Genomic DNA, 14957 nt, shown 5'->3' with positions numbered 1-14957 from the left:
GTGATGGGACACCCGGTTTTTTTTTGTATAATAATGGCGAGGGGGATCGCCATGCAGTTACAGCCGGAACTGGCAAAGAAATTGATTGCCGAAGTCAAACATATGTACAGCCGCGAAGTGATTATTGCCGATACAAAAGGGATGATCATCGCGGGCACCAACGAGGCGCGCGCCGGATGGTTTCATGAAGGCGCACTGATCTGCGCGCGCGAAAAACGGAATGTCATCATTACGAAAGAAGATGAAAAACGGCTCGAGGGCGTAAAAGCAGGACTGAACCTCCCCGTTTTTTCAGGCCATGAAGTGATCGGAGTATTCGGCCTGACAGGAGACCCTGACGATATCCTGCCTTTCGGAGAATTGCTCAGAAAAATGACGGAGCTGTTTATTAAAGAAACGCGCCATATGGAAGAAGCGCAGTGGCGTGCGAGAATGCTTGAATCCTTTATGGTTGATTGGCTGCAGCTGAAAGAATGGTCTCCGGGCTTTTTAGAAAAAGCAAAGCTCATCGGCGCAGACCTTCACGCATACCGCCGGATCATACTCATTCAAGGCCGTTATGAGCAATATAAAGCGGAGGAGCTCGGGCGGCTCTGGCAGTACGAATGCCCTGAAGACCTGTTTGTCCGCTGGGGAAATGAACGCATTCTCATTAATCATGAAGCAAATTCGGCTTCCAAAACACAGCTCATTAAAAAGATCGGCGCCGTTTTTGGGCTGCCTGTCACCGCCGGCATCGGACGGATCGTTCCGGGAGAGCGCCTCACGGAATCATACGAACAGGCAGATAAAGCACTTTCAGCCGGAATCGGTGACAAGCAGGCCGTCTTTGAAGAAGATTTAAAACTGGATATGTGTCTTGCCGATATCACACCCCGCACGAGGTCGGAATTTTCACGGCGGGTTCTCGAGCATGTACTCGGCCGGGAAGAACTTCTGGATACGCTGCGCGCCTTTTTCGACCGGCAATTATCGTTAAAGCGCACCGCCGACGACATGCATATTCATATCAACACATTGCGCTACCGTCTTTCCAAACTGGAATCACTGACAAATATGAAGCTGGACCGCCCTGAAGACATAACGGCTTTTTATTTGGCGCTGCGCTTTTTAGATCAACATACAAAAAGCACGTAATCATATCATCATTTTTCATATGTTTCTCCATAGTGTGCGGAATCGTTTTTCTTTACAATTAAATGAAAACGCTTTTCTTATCAGGGAGGTTGGGAGAACATGATTTCACGAGAGGCAAAAGAAGCGTTCATCCGGACGGTCGGGAAGGAGAATTATGATGATTCGGCGGCGGGCCGTCTTGTGTATTCTTATGATGCGGCTCCTCAGCTGCAAGCCATGCCGGATGCGGTCATCGCCCCCCGCAGCGCGGATGACGTGTCCCGTATATTAACGATTTGCAGCAGGCATGACATTCCGATCGTGCCGAGGGGTTCAGGCACAAACCTATGCGGCGGCACATGTCCGTCTGAAGGCGGGCTTGTGCTTTTATTCAAATATATGAACCGCATTCTAGAAATCGATGAAGAAAATTTGACGGCAACCGTCCAGCCGGGCGTGATTACGCAAGATATGATCCGTGCGGTTGAACAAAAAGGTTTATTTTATCCGCCTGATCCGAGCAGCATGAAAATATCGACAATCGGCGGGAATATTAATGAAAATTCCGGCGGGCTGCGCGGTTTGAAGTACGGCGTCACCCGGGATTATGTCCTCGGCCTTGAAGCCGTATTGGCTTCAGGCGATATCATCCGCACAGGAGGAAAGCTGACAAAGGATGTCGCCGGTTATGATCTGACCCGGCTTTTCGTCGGATCAGAAGGGACGCTCGGCGTTGTGACGGAAGCGACTTTAAAGCTGGTTCCGAAGCCGGAAACGAAAAAAACGCTGCTTGCACTCTATGAACATATTGAAGCGGCTGCGGAATCGGTTTCTGCCATCATCGCTGAAAAAATCATTCCGGCGACACTCGAATTTCTGGATCAGCCGACACTGCAGGTCATTGAAGATTACGCCAAGATCGGGCTTCCGACCGACGCAAAAGCGGTGCTGCTGATCGAACAGGACGGTGACATCGAAACGGTCAGACGAGATATGGAAAAAATCGAAGCGATTTGTAAAAACGGAGCAGCCGTATCCGTCCAAACGGCTGAAACCGAGGAAGAGGCATTCGCGCTTACAGAGGCCAGACGGTCCGCATTATCAGCCCTTGCCCGGCTGAAACCGACAACGATTCTGGAAGATGCGACCGTGCCGAGATCACAAATTGCCAGCATGGTCAAAGCCATTAACGAGATTGCAGAAACATACGGCCTGTCCATCTGCACATTCGGCCATGCCGGAGACGGCAACCTCCATCCGACGTGCACCACCGATATCCGAAATACAGAGGAGATGGAACGTGTCGAAAAAGCTTTTGCCGCCATTTTTGAAAAAGCGATTGAGCTGGGCGGGACGATAACGGGTGAACACGGGGTCGGCATCGTAAAAGCGCCGTATTTAGAAATGAAACTGAAAACAGAAGGCATCACCGCCATGAAAGCGATCAAACAAGCGCTTGATCCCCAAAATCTGCTGAATCCGGGAAAAATATTCGCCAATTCATCAAGGAAACGCGTGGTGGTGATGAAATGACAACGGCTAAAGAGCAGCAACAAATTCAAACAGAATTCAAAAACCGCATGGATGAAGGTGAATTGCTGAACTGTATGCGCTGCGGCTTCTGCCTTCCTTCCTGTCCGACCTATATTGAATCGGGATTTCAAGAATCCCATTCGCCGCGCGGCCGGATCGCCCTGATGAAAGCCGTCACAGACGGACTGATCGAGCCGGATGAAGATGTCGAGCGCTCACTTTCGCTGTGTCTCGGATGCCGGGCATGCGAGCCCGTTTGTCCGGCAGGGGTCAATTACGGACAGCTGCTTGAAGAAGCGAGGGATATCATTCATCAAAATAAAAAGCATAAGCCGGGCGTGCGCCTCTTGCGGAAAGCCGCCTTCACCGGGCTTTTCCCTCATCAAAACCGCATGCAGACAGCCGTGAATCTTCTCGGAATATACCAAAGATCGGGACTGCAGACCGCCGTCAGAAAAACCGGTATGCTGCGCGTTTTGCCTGAACATCTGCGCACAATGGAACAAGTGCTCCCGCCCGCCCCGAAACGGAAAGACATGAAGGAAAGGCCGCGTTTTCTTCCTGCCGCGGGTCCCGTCCAAAAACGGGCCGCTTTTTTCTCGGGCTGCTTAATGGATACGATGTTTTTAGCGACAAATCATGCGACAACGGCGCTTTTACAGGCGGCCGGGTGTGAAATCGCGGTCCCGGACGGCCAGGCGTGCTGCGGCGCGCTTCACGGGCACAGCGGAGAAAAAGAGATGGGAAAAGAACTGGCCAAGCGGAATATCGCGGCTTTTGAAGCGCTTGACGCTGATTATATCATTACAAACGCCGGCGGATGCGGCGCCTTTCTTCAGGAATATCCGCATTTACTGAAAGATGAACCTGGATGGGCGGAACGTGCCGAACAATTCGTCCGGAAGCTCAAAGACTTTTCATCCGTACTGGTTGATCTGAAGTTCCATCAAAAAAACCTGCGGGCGCAGTCTCCTCATATCGTCACATATCAGGACTCCTGCCATCTCCGCAATGTGATGCATACGTCAGAGGAACCGCGCACGCTTTTGAAAAGCATTAAAGGGGCTGAGTACAGAGAAATGGAAAAGGCCGACAGCTGCTGCGGGTCGGCGGGAATTTATAATATAACAGAGTCAGAGATGTCTATGAAAATATTAGACAGTAAGATGAAAGCCGCCGGAAAAACGGAGGCGGCCGTCATCGTGACAGCCAATCCCGGATGCCTTCTGCAAATGCAGCTCGGCATTTTACGCGAAGGATTAACAGGCCGTGTCCGCGCGGTTCATTTGGCGGATTACCTTTTGGAAGCGGCGGATTTGTCATAAGATGAAAGCAGAGAGACATATCGGCTCTCTGCTTTTTTATGATGCTGCAATGTTCGGACGGCCGCGGATTTATCCGGGTATTGAAGCTTCCAGTCTGGCACTCGGATCACGCCATACATTCGCCCATTTTTTCACAGCCGCAATGATAATCACAAGCCCGAGAATGAGCATGATAATGGATAAAACGCCATTCAGCACGTTGTATCCCGCCGCTTCGGGGTTCAAATACACATACCGCACCATCCAATAACCCGCATAGTTGACGGTCACGTACAAATAAGCGAGAGGAATCAGGCATGTCAGCATATAGCGCCGCTTATCCGCTATTTTTAATACGACGGTCGCACCGATAATTAAGCCGACAGACGCCATAAGCTGATTGGATACGCCGAACAGCGCCCAAATGGAGCTGATGTCGCCCGAACACAGAAGATAGCCCCACAGCAGGCAGGCGAGCGCGCTTGAGAAAATCGAGCCCGGCAGCCAGTCTGTTTTTTTCAGCGGCTTATAGACCTCTCCGAAAAACTCTTGAATCAAGTACCGGGCGACACGGGTTCCCGCATCAATCGCCGTTAAAATAAACACCGCTTCAAACATAATGACGAATTGAAAAAAGTATGAAGCCAAATGACTGAAAAACGGAATCTCCGTAAAGATATACGTCATTCCGACGGCAAGCGTAACAGCGCCGCCCGTTCTTCCTTCCAGACTGAGCCCGATTTCTTTACTCAATTCAGGCAGATGGACGACATTCATCCCGAGGGTGCGGAATATTTCAGGCGTGCTGTTAATAGCAAAATAGTCGGCGGGCTCAAGAGCGGCAGCTGCAATGAGCGCCATAATTCCGACGAGACATTCCACAAGCATCGCTCCGAAAGCAACCGGCTTTATATCACTCCATTTATCCAGCATTTTCGGCGTTGTGCCGGAACCGACAAATGCATGAAAGCCCGAAATGGCGCCGCAGGCAATCGTTATTGAAATAAACGGCCAGACAGGACCCGCGATCACCGGCCCTCCGCCGTGAATAAACTCCGTTACGGCCGGAAATTTAATGGCGGGATTGACGAAAAAGACGCCTGCGATCAAAGCGGCAAAAACCCCGATTTTCATAAAACTGCTTAAATAGTCACGCGGAGCCAGCAAAAGCCAAACCGGAAGCGCCGCGGCGAAAAACGCATAGACAGGAAGCGCCACTGCAAGCGTTTTCGCATCCAGTGTCAGCATGTCCCCGAGAGCCGTTGTCTGCAGCCGCGGCCCGATGACAACACCGGCCATTAACAAAAGAAACCCGACAGTTGATGCGAGTTTGAGATTGCCCGTTTTTTTATAATAGAGGCCGACCCCCATCGCGATCGGAATCGTAATCCCCACCGCAAACGTTCCCCACGGGTTTTTCTCAAGCGCGTGCAGCACAACCATGGACAGCCCCGCCATCGTGATCGTAATGATAAACAGCATCGAGAGACCCGTGCAAAAACCCGCCACCGGGCCGAGCTCTTCTTTGGCGACTTCAGAAAGCGTTTTCCCGTTTTTCCGCATTGATGCAAACAATACGACAATATCGTGCACGGCTCCTCCGATCACCGCCCCGATTAACAGCCATAAAAGCCCGGGCAGATAGCCGAACTGAGCTGCCAGAATCGGTCCGACAAGCGGGCCGGCAGCGGCGATTGCCGCGAAGTGGTGGCCGAATGACACCCACTTATTCGTCGGCACATAATCTTTCCCATCCTCAAGCACATGGGCCGGAGTCGGTGTCTGATCATTGATTTTTAATACTTTGACCATCATAAAGGTACCGTAAAGCCGATAGGCGATCGCCAGAATACATATAGACGCTATGACGATTGTAATCGCATTCATTTAATCCCAGCCCCTTTTCTCTTTTTCTAAATATTATCACAATTATCAGATAACAGGAGATGATTTTTGCGTAAAAAAAAGCCGGCGGCGCAGCCCGGCTTTTCGGAACATTATTTGCCTGATAAACGGATGACATTCCAGGACAGCGGAGTAAAATGAGCCGTTATCCCTTCAGCATTTGCCGAAGACGTTCCGTTTGAGTGAGGCGTGACTTCTTTTCTGTTTTTTTGATTGGTCGCTTTCATATCCTGATGCTCCAGCACGATATGCTCAATAATGCGGTAATCTTCAAACCCTCTCAGCTTGATCTCCGTTTCCATCAGTTCCTTGCTTTTGTTGACGGCAAAAATGGTAAGTGCTTCATCCTCTTCATGGTAAACGGCCGCGGCATCAACATACGGCACATCCGTAAAATCCGCTGAGTCGTATTTCGGGGAGGTGACCAGCAGCTTCATTGAAGTCCCTCTCCCGTAGACAGAGGCGTGCATGTAAGGGTAAAAGATCGGCTGCCTCCATGCTTCTCCGCCCTTTTCGGTCATGATAGGCGCAATTACGTTGACAAGCTGGGCGAGACAGGCGATCTTTAGTCTGTCCGCATGCTGCAGCATGGTAATCAGCAGTGAACCGATCAACAGCGCATCTTCAAAATTGTAGATGTCTTCAAGAATCGGCCGGGCCGTAATCCATGGCTCCACTTTTTTATCCGCTTCATTTGAGTGATACCACACATTCCATTCATCTAAAGAAAGGTGAATCGTTTTTTTGCTGCGTTTTTTCGCTTTCATATAATCACATACGGCTGTGACGGATTTAATAAAATGGTCTAAATCCATCGACTTCGCCAAATAGTTCTCAAGATCATTTTCATGGTTGCCGTAATACGTATGCAGTGAGATGTAATCCACATGCTCGTACGTATGCTCAAGCACCTCGGCCTCCCACTCAATGAAGGACGGCATGCCGCTGTTTGAGCTTCCGCAAGCCACCAATTCGATCGTCGGGTCCGTCCATTTCATCACCTTTGCCGTTTCAGCGGCGAGCCGTCCGTATTCATGCGCCGTTTTATGACCGATCTGCCAAGGGCCGTCCATCTCATTTCCTAAGCACCATGTTTTGATGCCGTAAGGTTTTTCATATCCGTGCGATTTTCGTAAGTCGCTCCAGTACGACCCTTCAGGATGGTTGCAGTATTCGACGAGGTTCCGGGCGGCATCGATCCCTCTCGTCCCGAGATTGACCGCCATATTCACTTCGGCGTTCACTTTTTTCGCCCACGTTAAAAATTCATTCGTCCCTACTTCGTTCGTTTCTGTCGTCTGCCATGCCAAATCAAGCCTCCGCGGGCGGTCCTTCACCGGCCCGACGCCGTCTTCCCAATTGTAGCCCGAGAGAAAATTCCCTCCCGGATAGCGGATGAACGGCACTTGCAATTCCTTGATTAACTCCTGCACGTCTGTTCTGAAGCCGTCCTTGTCGGCTTTCGGGTGTCCGGGCTCATAAATGCCTTCATACACCGCCCGGCCCATATGTTCTATAAATGATCCGTACATCCGTTTGTCCACTTCACCGATGATATATTCTTTATCTGCTGTAATCCCCGCTTTTTTCATTATATTTCCTCCCTCTCTCTATCCCTTCACTCCGCCTACTGTGAGTCCGGAAATGAAGTATTTTTGGAAAAACAAGAATATGATGATCACCGGCAGTATCGCAAAAACGGACCCGGAAATCAGCATGTCATAGTTGTTGCCGTACGGACTCAGCAGCCCTGAAAGTCCGATTGGAAGCGTAAACATTTCTTTCGACCGAAGCACGATCAGCGGCCATAAAAAGTTATTCCAGCTGTTTAAAGATTGAAGAATGATCATTGCCCCGAATGCCGGTTTCATGAGCGGCGCCATAATTCTGAAAAAAATGCCGAATTCGGTGCAGCCGTCCATTCTCGCTGAATCAAGCAGATCCTTCGGAAGTCCGAGCGCATATTGCCGGAAAAAGAACACGGCGACAGGCGACACAATAAACGGCAGAATCACCCCAGTATAAGAATCGATCAAATGAAGACCCACCGTCAATTTGAACAACGGAAGCATCATCACTTCAAGAGGCACCATCATAATGATCAGCACAAGAACGAAAATAATATTTCTGCCTTTAAATTCGTAGACACCGAGTCCGTAGCCGATCAAAGAGGAAAAAAACAGCGTGAGAACCGTGGTGAGAACGCCGAGAAGCAGGCTGTTAAAAAACCATTTGAAATAAATGCTCCCCCCGTTGAACAAATAGGTGTAGTTATCAAGGCTCATCACATCCGGATCAAGGCGCAGATTCAGCCCGATGCGCATTAGCTCAGATGATGGCTTTAAAGAACCGAGCAATAGACAGATCATCGGAAAGATATACAACAGGCTCAGCATGATAAAAAACAAGGTGAACGCAACTCTGTACACGGAAGACATGTGATTGTTACGCAACGCTTATCCCTCCCCTTTAAACGAACCGGACAGTTTCAGTGAAACAAGACTGACTAGTAAGATGACAAGCAAAAGGACAATTCCGATTGCGGCCCCGTACCCCATTTCGTTGTATGCAAGCCCCTGCTGATATAAATAACCGACAAGCGTGAGGCCGATATTGCCCGGGGAATTATTCTGCCAAAGCACATAGCTTTCCTCAAACATTCTGAAACCGCCGATAATACTGATCGTTAACACATAAACGGACACCGGCTTTAAAAATGGAAGGGTAATATGCCGGAACTTTTTCCACGTACTCGCCCCGTCAATTTCAGCCGCTTCATACAATTCTTTCGGCACGTTTTGCAATCCCGCCAGAAAGTAAAGAATGTTAATCCCCATCCACCTCCATGACGCAAGCAGCACCATTAAAAACATGCCGGTGCCTTTGTTGTTGAGCCAGTTTTGGGGTGATGCGCCAAGCTTCATCATCAGCTCGTTTGCAAGCGACGTATTCATTTCTCCGAACATCAGACGGAAAATAATCCCCGCTACGATCGTCGATGTTAAAGCCGGTACAAACAGAGCCGATTTAAACACATTTCTGAACCTGACGAGCTTCGAATTCAGAATCACCGCCAAAAGAAGCGGCACCGGAATCAGCACGATCAGCGTCCAGAAGGTATATTCCAATGTGTTAAATAATGCCGTATAAAAGGTTGGATTAAGAAGAGCGGTATAATTGGAAAACCCGACAAATGTAATTTCTCCCGGCAGTATCCGTTGAAAGCTCATGATAAACACGCTGATAATCGGATACAAAAAGAAAACGAGAAACGAAATGATAAATGGCGCCGTAAAAAGATAAGGCGCCGCTTTTTTTGAATACAGCACATTGCGCCGGCGCGGCTTCTTCCGGACTGCAGAAACGGTTTGCGCTGTCTCTGTCTTTACAGGTCTCATAAAAGCTCCCCCGCTTTCACTGTTAAATAGGGCGGCTTCTCCTATTTCTCTAATTGCTCTGCCGCCTCGTCCAAGGCTTCCTTAGGTGTTTTTTCCTGCGTCTTCAGGGCATCGAACAGCACTTGTCTGACAACGAGATCAGCCGCTTTAGAGAAGTCTTCATGCAGATAAATCGGATTGATCTCATCTTTTATTTCAAGGAGCGAGGAAAAAATTGACGTACCGTTCCGGAAGAAATCCGTGTACTTGTTTTTCTCCTTCAATTCTTTTGAATCCCACACGTCCCAGCGGAGCGGGTCAAAGCCGAGCACCGTCCAAAGCTTTATATTCCCTTCCTTCGAACCTTTCGCAAAACCGAGAAATTCTTTCGCGAGCTTCAGATGTTCAGCCTGCTTCGGCACGACGGTGGCTGTTCCGCCTAAACCCGCTGATCTGTCACCGCCTTCTTTCCAGGCCGGCATAGGGTAAATCGCCATTTTTCCTTTTAAATCAGGCATATAATCGATAAACCGTCCCATGTACCAAATAGGCATCAGCACTGAGGCTGCCCCGCCCTGATTCATAAAACCGTAGTATTCTTCGCTGTGATGGCCGCCGCCGGGAGCCGGCAGAAGGGTTTTATCATTTACCATGTCCTTTACATAATTCAGTGTGTCTGTATTCGTCTTGCTGTTCAGAATCAATTTTCCGTTTTTGCTGTAGTAGCCTGACCCTTGCTGCGAAATCATGGATAGGAATGTGGCGGAGTCGTTTGTTTCAACCGTTCCCATCGGTTTTCCAGCGGCTTCACGCACTTTTTTCCCTGCCCGCCGGTAATCTTCCCATGTCTTAATGGAGGCGGGATCAACGCCCGCTTTTTTCATGATATCCATGTTGTAAAACATGACGGTCGTCCCCACATGTGTATCAAGGCCGTACAATTTTCCGTTTTTGCTGTACAATGCCAGACGCGCTTCCACAAACTTATCGCGGTCTTTTTCAATCAGCGGCGTCAGATCGGCAAGCGGGATATCCTTACCCTTCAGAAAGTTCGAGAACCGGCTTAATTCCACGTCTGCTATATCGGGAAGCCCCTCACCCGCGATCAGTGAAACCGATAAATTATCATGCATTTGTCCATAAGGATAAACAACGGTATTCAGCTTGATTTTGCGATCCGGATATTTCTGATTCCATTCTTTGACCATCTCCTGATAAAACTGTTCGTGCAGACCGTTAAACGTCCAAAACGTCAGCTCCGTTTCTCCCGGCCGGCCGGCAGTCCGTTCTTGTGAACAGCCGGCGGTAAACAAGAAGAGCATCATCAGCACCAAACATACAGCGGTCGTTTTTTTCATGTCATTACCCCTTCCACTTTAGGCCGTGCGGCTATTGATGCAAATGATGTGCAAAGAGCGCTGCATTTTCATTTATGATGGTTAAACCGGTATAACGGTCTCGCAGTGTGTGCGCATGCTTAAGCGCATCGCTGACAAGGTCCTGTTTTACACCGATCTCATCGAAACAGGCGGGACCTCCCGCAGATGCGAGCCACCCGGCAATTGTCTTGCCGTCGGGAAGCCCTTCATATGCAGATTGAATCGCCTCGCGAAAGTGCGGCGGCAGTTCAGCAAGCTTTTCGTGACAAGCCAGTTCTTTGTAAATATCACTCAGCACCGCGCACGCACAGCCGACCTTCGCACCGTGGAGAATCGGAGGCTGTTTTGCCTTCAGCATTTCCATCTCAATCCAATGCGAGATGTGATGTTCTCCTCCTGAGGCGGGGCGGGAGTGGTCAAGCGCAAGCATGACAAGACCCGAAACGATCAGCGCTTCCATCAGCATCTGAATGCCGGCCTCCGTTCCCATGGCAATGGCAGCGCGGTGATCAATGCACTGCCAAAGCGCGTCTTTCACAAGCTTCGCCCCGGCTTCTGAGTACGGCTCACCCGCAACCCTGCGGGAAATCTCCCAATCTGCCAGCGATGTTATTTTTCCGAGCATGTCTCCGAAGCCCGCGGCTGTCATTGAACGGGGCGCTTCTTTTAATACATTCGTATCCGCAAATAAGGCGATCGGCGCTTTCGTTTGAATCGTCGTTTTGATTCCGTTTAATATGAGCGGCGCTCCCGCCGACGTAAAACCGTCGACTGACGGAGCGGTGGGGAATGAGATAAACGGCAATCCGCGCTGGCAGGCGGCAAACCGCGTAATGTCGTGAATCGTTCCTGCACCGGCCGCAATGATGACATCCGTCTCTTCCGCGAGATTGATCAGCGTATAGACCAATGTCCTCTCATCAGCCGCGGCGGCCCCGGCTTCATGCTCCGGAATAATGACTTTTGACGCTTTGATCCCGCCTGCCCTCAATTCGTCCGCAAGCAGACGCCCCGCCGCCTCGTACGTGTTCCGGTCACAGACGATGACCGGATGATTCCAGCATTTTTTTTGCAGAAATCTGAGAAGCTCTTCTTTTGCATTCGCCCCGATCACGATATCTTCTATTTGAATCGGTGAGCGGCTGGCCCCTTCCTTGTCAAACTCGGATTGAATGTCCTCAGGAGAACGTTTCATAAAAGGATTCCCTCCTTCGCTAATTCTGTCAGGTCTTTAATAGAATCAAGGACGATGTCAGGTTCATATAGACGGGGCTCCCCAAGTTTGGCCGACCCCGTCAGAACCAATACGCTTTTCATCCCGTACAGGCTGCCCATTGCGATATCTGATTCGAGGCTGTCTCCGATAATGGCGCATTCCTCAGAGGGAAGTCCGAGCGCTTCACATGCCGCCTCAGCCATCAGCCAAGACGGTTTGCCGATGACAAGCTCCGTTTTTGCTCCGGCGGATGCTTCAATGGCCCCGATCATTCCCGCGACGTCCATGGCATGGCCGCCTTCATTCGGAAAGGAGCGGTCCCGGTTCGTGGCGATGATGCGCGCGCCGGAGGAAGCCGCCTTAAAAGCGAGATTCAGATCCTCATAGGTGACGGTTTCATGCAGGGAGATGACAAGCCAGTCTGCCGCCTGCGGGTTTTGCGCCAGGGCGACACCCGCTAAAGCGAGTTCATCAGTCAGCCCTTTTTCTCCTAACACCCACGCCTTTGACAAAGGATAATGCTTCTTTAAAAATGATGCCGTCACACTGGAGGACAGCACGATGCTCCGTTCATCCGTGCGGATACCGGCACCCAGCAGTTTCTTTCGGCACATTGCTCTTGATAGATTGCCGCGGTTGCTTAAAAAGACAACGGCTTTGCCCAATGACTGAAGGGTATGAACGGCTTCTTTTGCGCCGTCAATCAGCTCCCGCCCCCTGAATACGGTTCCGTCTAAATCAATCAGAAACCCGGCTGCGTCAAGTTTGGCCATAATAAGCATTCGCCCCGTGTTTTCTGTAAAAATGCTTATCATGCAGCACTCTGTCGATCGGACTGAGCTGTTTGTTCAGCATAAGCGAATGGTAGGCCATTTCCGCTACCGTTTCGAGCACAACGGCGTTATGCAGGGCATTCAGCGCGTCCGTTCCCCAGCAGAACGGGCCGTGGCTGTGGACGAGGACACCCGGATTTTGTTCATACGGTTCGTTTTGAAAAGTTTCGGCTATGACTTTGCCTGTATGATATTCGTAATCTTTCACAATTTCTTCTTCATACATTTCCCTCGTGCAAGGTATAGCGCTTTCAAAGTAATCCGCGTGAGTCGTTCCGAGAGCGGGTATGTCTCTTCCGGACTGCGCCCAGCTCGTCGCCCAGCGGGAGTGCGTATGAACGATTCCGCCGATAGCCGGAAACGCTTTATACAGATAAAGATGGGTCGGCGTGTCAGAAGACGGTTTCAGCGAGCCTTCGAGAATGTCTCCGTCCTCATTCAGGACGACCAGTTTGTCAGCGGTCAGCTCACTGTAATCGACACCGCTCGGTTTAATGACGATTCTCCCGCTCTCTCTGTCAATGCCGCTGACATTCCCCCATGTAAACGTGACAAGGTTATGTTCCTCAAGCTTCAGATTGGCGGCGAGCACTTCTTCTTTTAACGCTTCAAGCATGGCGGCTCCCCCCTTTCGCAAAATCACGGTTTTTAATGGCTTTCAGGCGTTTCATGACATTGTTTTCTTTGCCGAAGTAGTGAACGAGCTCTTTATATTCCGCATATAAGCTGTCATAAATCTCAGCTCTTTCCCGGTTCGGGGCATAAGAGCCGTCTTTTAATTTCCCCATATGCGCACATGCTTCAGCAATATTGGAGTATCCCCCGTTTTCCCGTCCCGCGGCGAGCGCTCCGAAAATCGCGGAGCCCAGTGCCGGCGCCTGCGGAGACCCGGATAATTGAATGTCCATATTTGTGACGTCTGCATAAATCTGCATGACAAACGGATTTTTTTCGGCGATTCCTCCGGCTGCGTAAAGCTCCTCGACCGGTACGCCGTTTTCCCGAAACGTTTCGATAATCATCCTCGTTCCGAACGCCGTCGCTTCAATCAATGCCCTGTAGATTTCTTCCGGCTTCGTGTGCAGCGTCATGCCGAGCATCATGCCCGTCAAATCGGCGTCCACCAAGGTTGACCGGTTTCCGTTCCACCAGTCAAGCGCGAGAAGGCCGCTTTCCCCCGGAACAAGTTCAGCTGCTTTTTTGCTGAGCAGCTCGTGAATGTCTATGTGTTTATCCTCAGCTTCCTTCTCATAGTCTCTCGGAACGCACGTTTTGACGAACCATTCAAAGTGGTCGCCGACACAGGACTGTCCCGCTTCATATCCCGCATATCCGGGCAAGATGCCGTTATTGACGACCCCGCACATACCGGGGACGATATGTTCTTCCTCGCCGAGCAGCACATGGCAGGTAGACGTTCCCATAATCATCAGCATTTTCCCCGGCTCTGTAATACCGACCGCGGGCACTGACACGTGGGCGTCGACATTGGCGACGGCAACGGCCGTCCCCGGCAGAAGCCCGGTCAGCTCCGCCATTTTTTCGGTCAAACCTCCTGCCTTTTCCCCGACTGAATAAATGGTGCCGCTTAATTTATCTTTTGTAATCGTTTTCATTAACGGGTTGAGCTTTTCAAAAAAATGATCCGGCGGATACCCCGTCTCCTCATTCCAGATTGCTTTGTAGCCGGCCGTGCAGTTGCTTCGCTTCAATGAACCGCACAATTGATAGACGATCCAGTCTGCCGCTTCCACAATCCGATCTGCCGCCTTGTATATATGCGGCGCTTCTTCCGCGATTTGCATGATTTTCGGGATCATCCATTCAGAAGAAATTTTACCGCCGTATCTTTTAAGGAATGTTTCTTTTGTGTCTTCGGCAATCGTGTTCAAACGGTCTGCATGTTTTTGAGCCGCATGATGCTTCCAAAGCTTCACATAACTGTGGGGCTCCCGTTCAAATTCCGGCAGCATACAAAGCGGCTGCCCCGCACCGTCTATCGGCAAAATCGTGCAGGCGGTAAAATCAATTCCTATGCCGATCACGTCTTTTGGATCAGCGCCCGCCTCTTGAAGCAGGTTCGGAATCGCCGTTTCCAGAACTTCGATATAATCGGCAGGATGCTGAAGCGCCCAGTCCCGAGGGAGTTTTTCACCCGTCTTCGGCAGCGTGCGGTCGATGACGGCATGAGTATATTCTTTTACCGCAGACGCGATTTCTTCGCCCGTGCGGACATTGACAAGCACCGCCCGGCCGGACAATGTGCCGAAATCAACACCAATCGTATACGCCAT

The 14957-nt window shown here is 50.4% G+C and carries 12 protein-coding genes; 3 read left to right on the top strand and 9 right to left on the bottom strand.

Annotated features, from left to right (window positions below):
• The first annotated feature begins 51 nt into the window (after nucleotides 1-51).
• The 3 genes from ABK447_RS06250 to ABK447_RS06240 all read left to right on the top strand — a co-directional run bounded on the left by ABK447_RS06250 (nucleotide 52) and on the right by ABK447_RS06240 (nucleotide 3974).
• Nucleotides 52-1137, top strand: coding sequence for a sugar diacid recognition domain-containing protein (locus ABK447_RS06250; RefSeq protein WP_072589439.1), 1086 nt, complete (start codon nucleotides 52-54; stop codon nucleotides 1135-1137).
• 99 nt (nucleotides 1138-1236) lie between these two features.
• Nucleotides 1237-2649, top strand: a complete 1413-nt coding sequence (gene glcD, locus ABK447_RS06245) for a glycolate oxidase subunit GlcD (RefSeq protein WP_191974036.1) — start codon at nucleotides 1237-1239, stop codon at nucleotides 2647-2649.
• Complete coding sequence (locus ABK447_RS06240) at nucleotides 2646-3974, top strand: (Fe-S)-binding protein (RefSeq protein ID WP_061890762.1); 1329 nt, start codon at nucleotides 2646-2648, stop codon at nucleotides 3972-3974. Before glcD ends, ABK447_RS06240 begins: the two co-directional genes overlap by 4 nt.
• 69 nt (nucleotides 3975-4043) lie before the next feature.
• Here the strand turns inward: ABK447_RS06240 and cstA are convergent, their stop codons facing one another.
• The 9 genes from cstA to araB all read right to left on the bottom strand — a co-directional run bounded on the left by cstA (nucleotide 4044) and on the right by araB (nucleotide 14957).
• Nucleotides 4044-5840: a carbon starvation protein CstA gene (gene cstA / locus ABK447_RS06235; RefSeq protein WP_150941343.1), complete on the bottom strand. Its 1797-nt coding sequence runs from the start codon at nucleotides 5838-5840 to the stop codon at nucleotides 4044-4046.
• 110 nt (nucleotides 5841-5950) lie between these two features.
• Nucleotides 5951-7450, bottom strand: coding sequence for an alpha-N-arabinofuranosidase (locus ABK447_RS06230; RefSeq protein ID WP_012118142.1), 1500 nt, complete (start codon nucleotides 7448-7450; stop codon nucleotides 5951-5953).
• Nucleotides 7451-7468: 18 nt separating this feature from the next.
• Nucleotides 7469-8296, bottom strand: coding sequence for a carbohydrate ABC transporter permease (locus ABK447_RS06225; protein WP_032871724.1), 828 nt, complete (start codon nucleotides 8294-8296; stop codon nucleotides 7469-7471).
• Nucleotides 8297-8314: 18 nt separating this feature from the next.
• On the bottom strand, nucleotides 8315-9256 hold the full coding sequence (locus ABK447_RS06220; protein WP_007408105.1) for a carbohydrate ABC transporter permease: 942 nt from the start codon (nucleotides 9254-9256) through the stop codon (nucleotides 8315-8317).
• A gap of 41 nt (nucleotides 9257-9297) precedes the next feature.
• Entirely contained in the window at nucleotides 9298-10593 is a 1296-nt protein-coding gene (locus ABK447_RS06215; RefSeq protein ID WP_012118143.1) for an ABC transporter substrate-binding protein, read from the bottom strand.
• Nucleotides 10594-10624: 31 nt separating this feature from the next.
• Nucleotides 10625-11809, bottom strand: coding sequence for a sn-glycerol-1-phosphate dehydrogenase (locus ABK447_RS06210; RefSeq protein WP_039063384.1), 1185 nt, complete (start codon nucleotides 11807-11809; stop codon nucleotides 10625-10627).
• Complete coding sequence (locus ABK447_RS06205) at nucleotides 11806-12612, bottom strand: HAD-IIA family hydrolase (protein WP_373366195.1); 807 nt, start codon at nucleotides 12610-12612, stop codon at nucleotides 11806-11808. Before ABK447_RS06205 ends, ABK447_RS06210 begins: the two co-directional genes overlap by 4 nt.
• Nucleotides 12590-13279 carry an L-ribulose-5-phosphate 4-epimerase gene (araD, locus tag ABK447_RS06200; RefSeq protein WP_003152509.1) on the bottom strand — a complete coding sequence of 230 codons (690 nt, stop codon included), beginning with the start codon at nucleotides 13277-13279 and terminating at the stop codon, nucleotides 12590-12592. The genes ABK447_RS06205 and araD overlap by 23 nt, the downstream gene beginning before the upstream one ends.
• The gene (gene araB / locus ABK447_RS06195) at nucleotides 13272-14957 is read right to left on the bottom strand and encodes a ribulokinase (RefSeq protein ID WP_221663836.1); all 1686 of its coding nucleotides are present in this window, start codon (nucleotides 14955-14957) and stop codon (nucleotides 13272-13274) included. Before araB ends, araD begins: the two co-directional genes overlap by 8 nt.

The sequence above is a fragment of the Bacillus sp. hwrm1 genome (genome assembly GCF_040207805.1).
GTDB classification, from domain to species: domain Bacteria; phylum Bacillota; class Bacilli; order Bacillales; family Bacillaceae; genus Bacillus; species Bacillus velezensis.
This window is presented reverse-complemented; position numbering and strand designations above follow the sequence as displayed.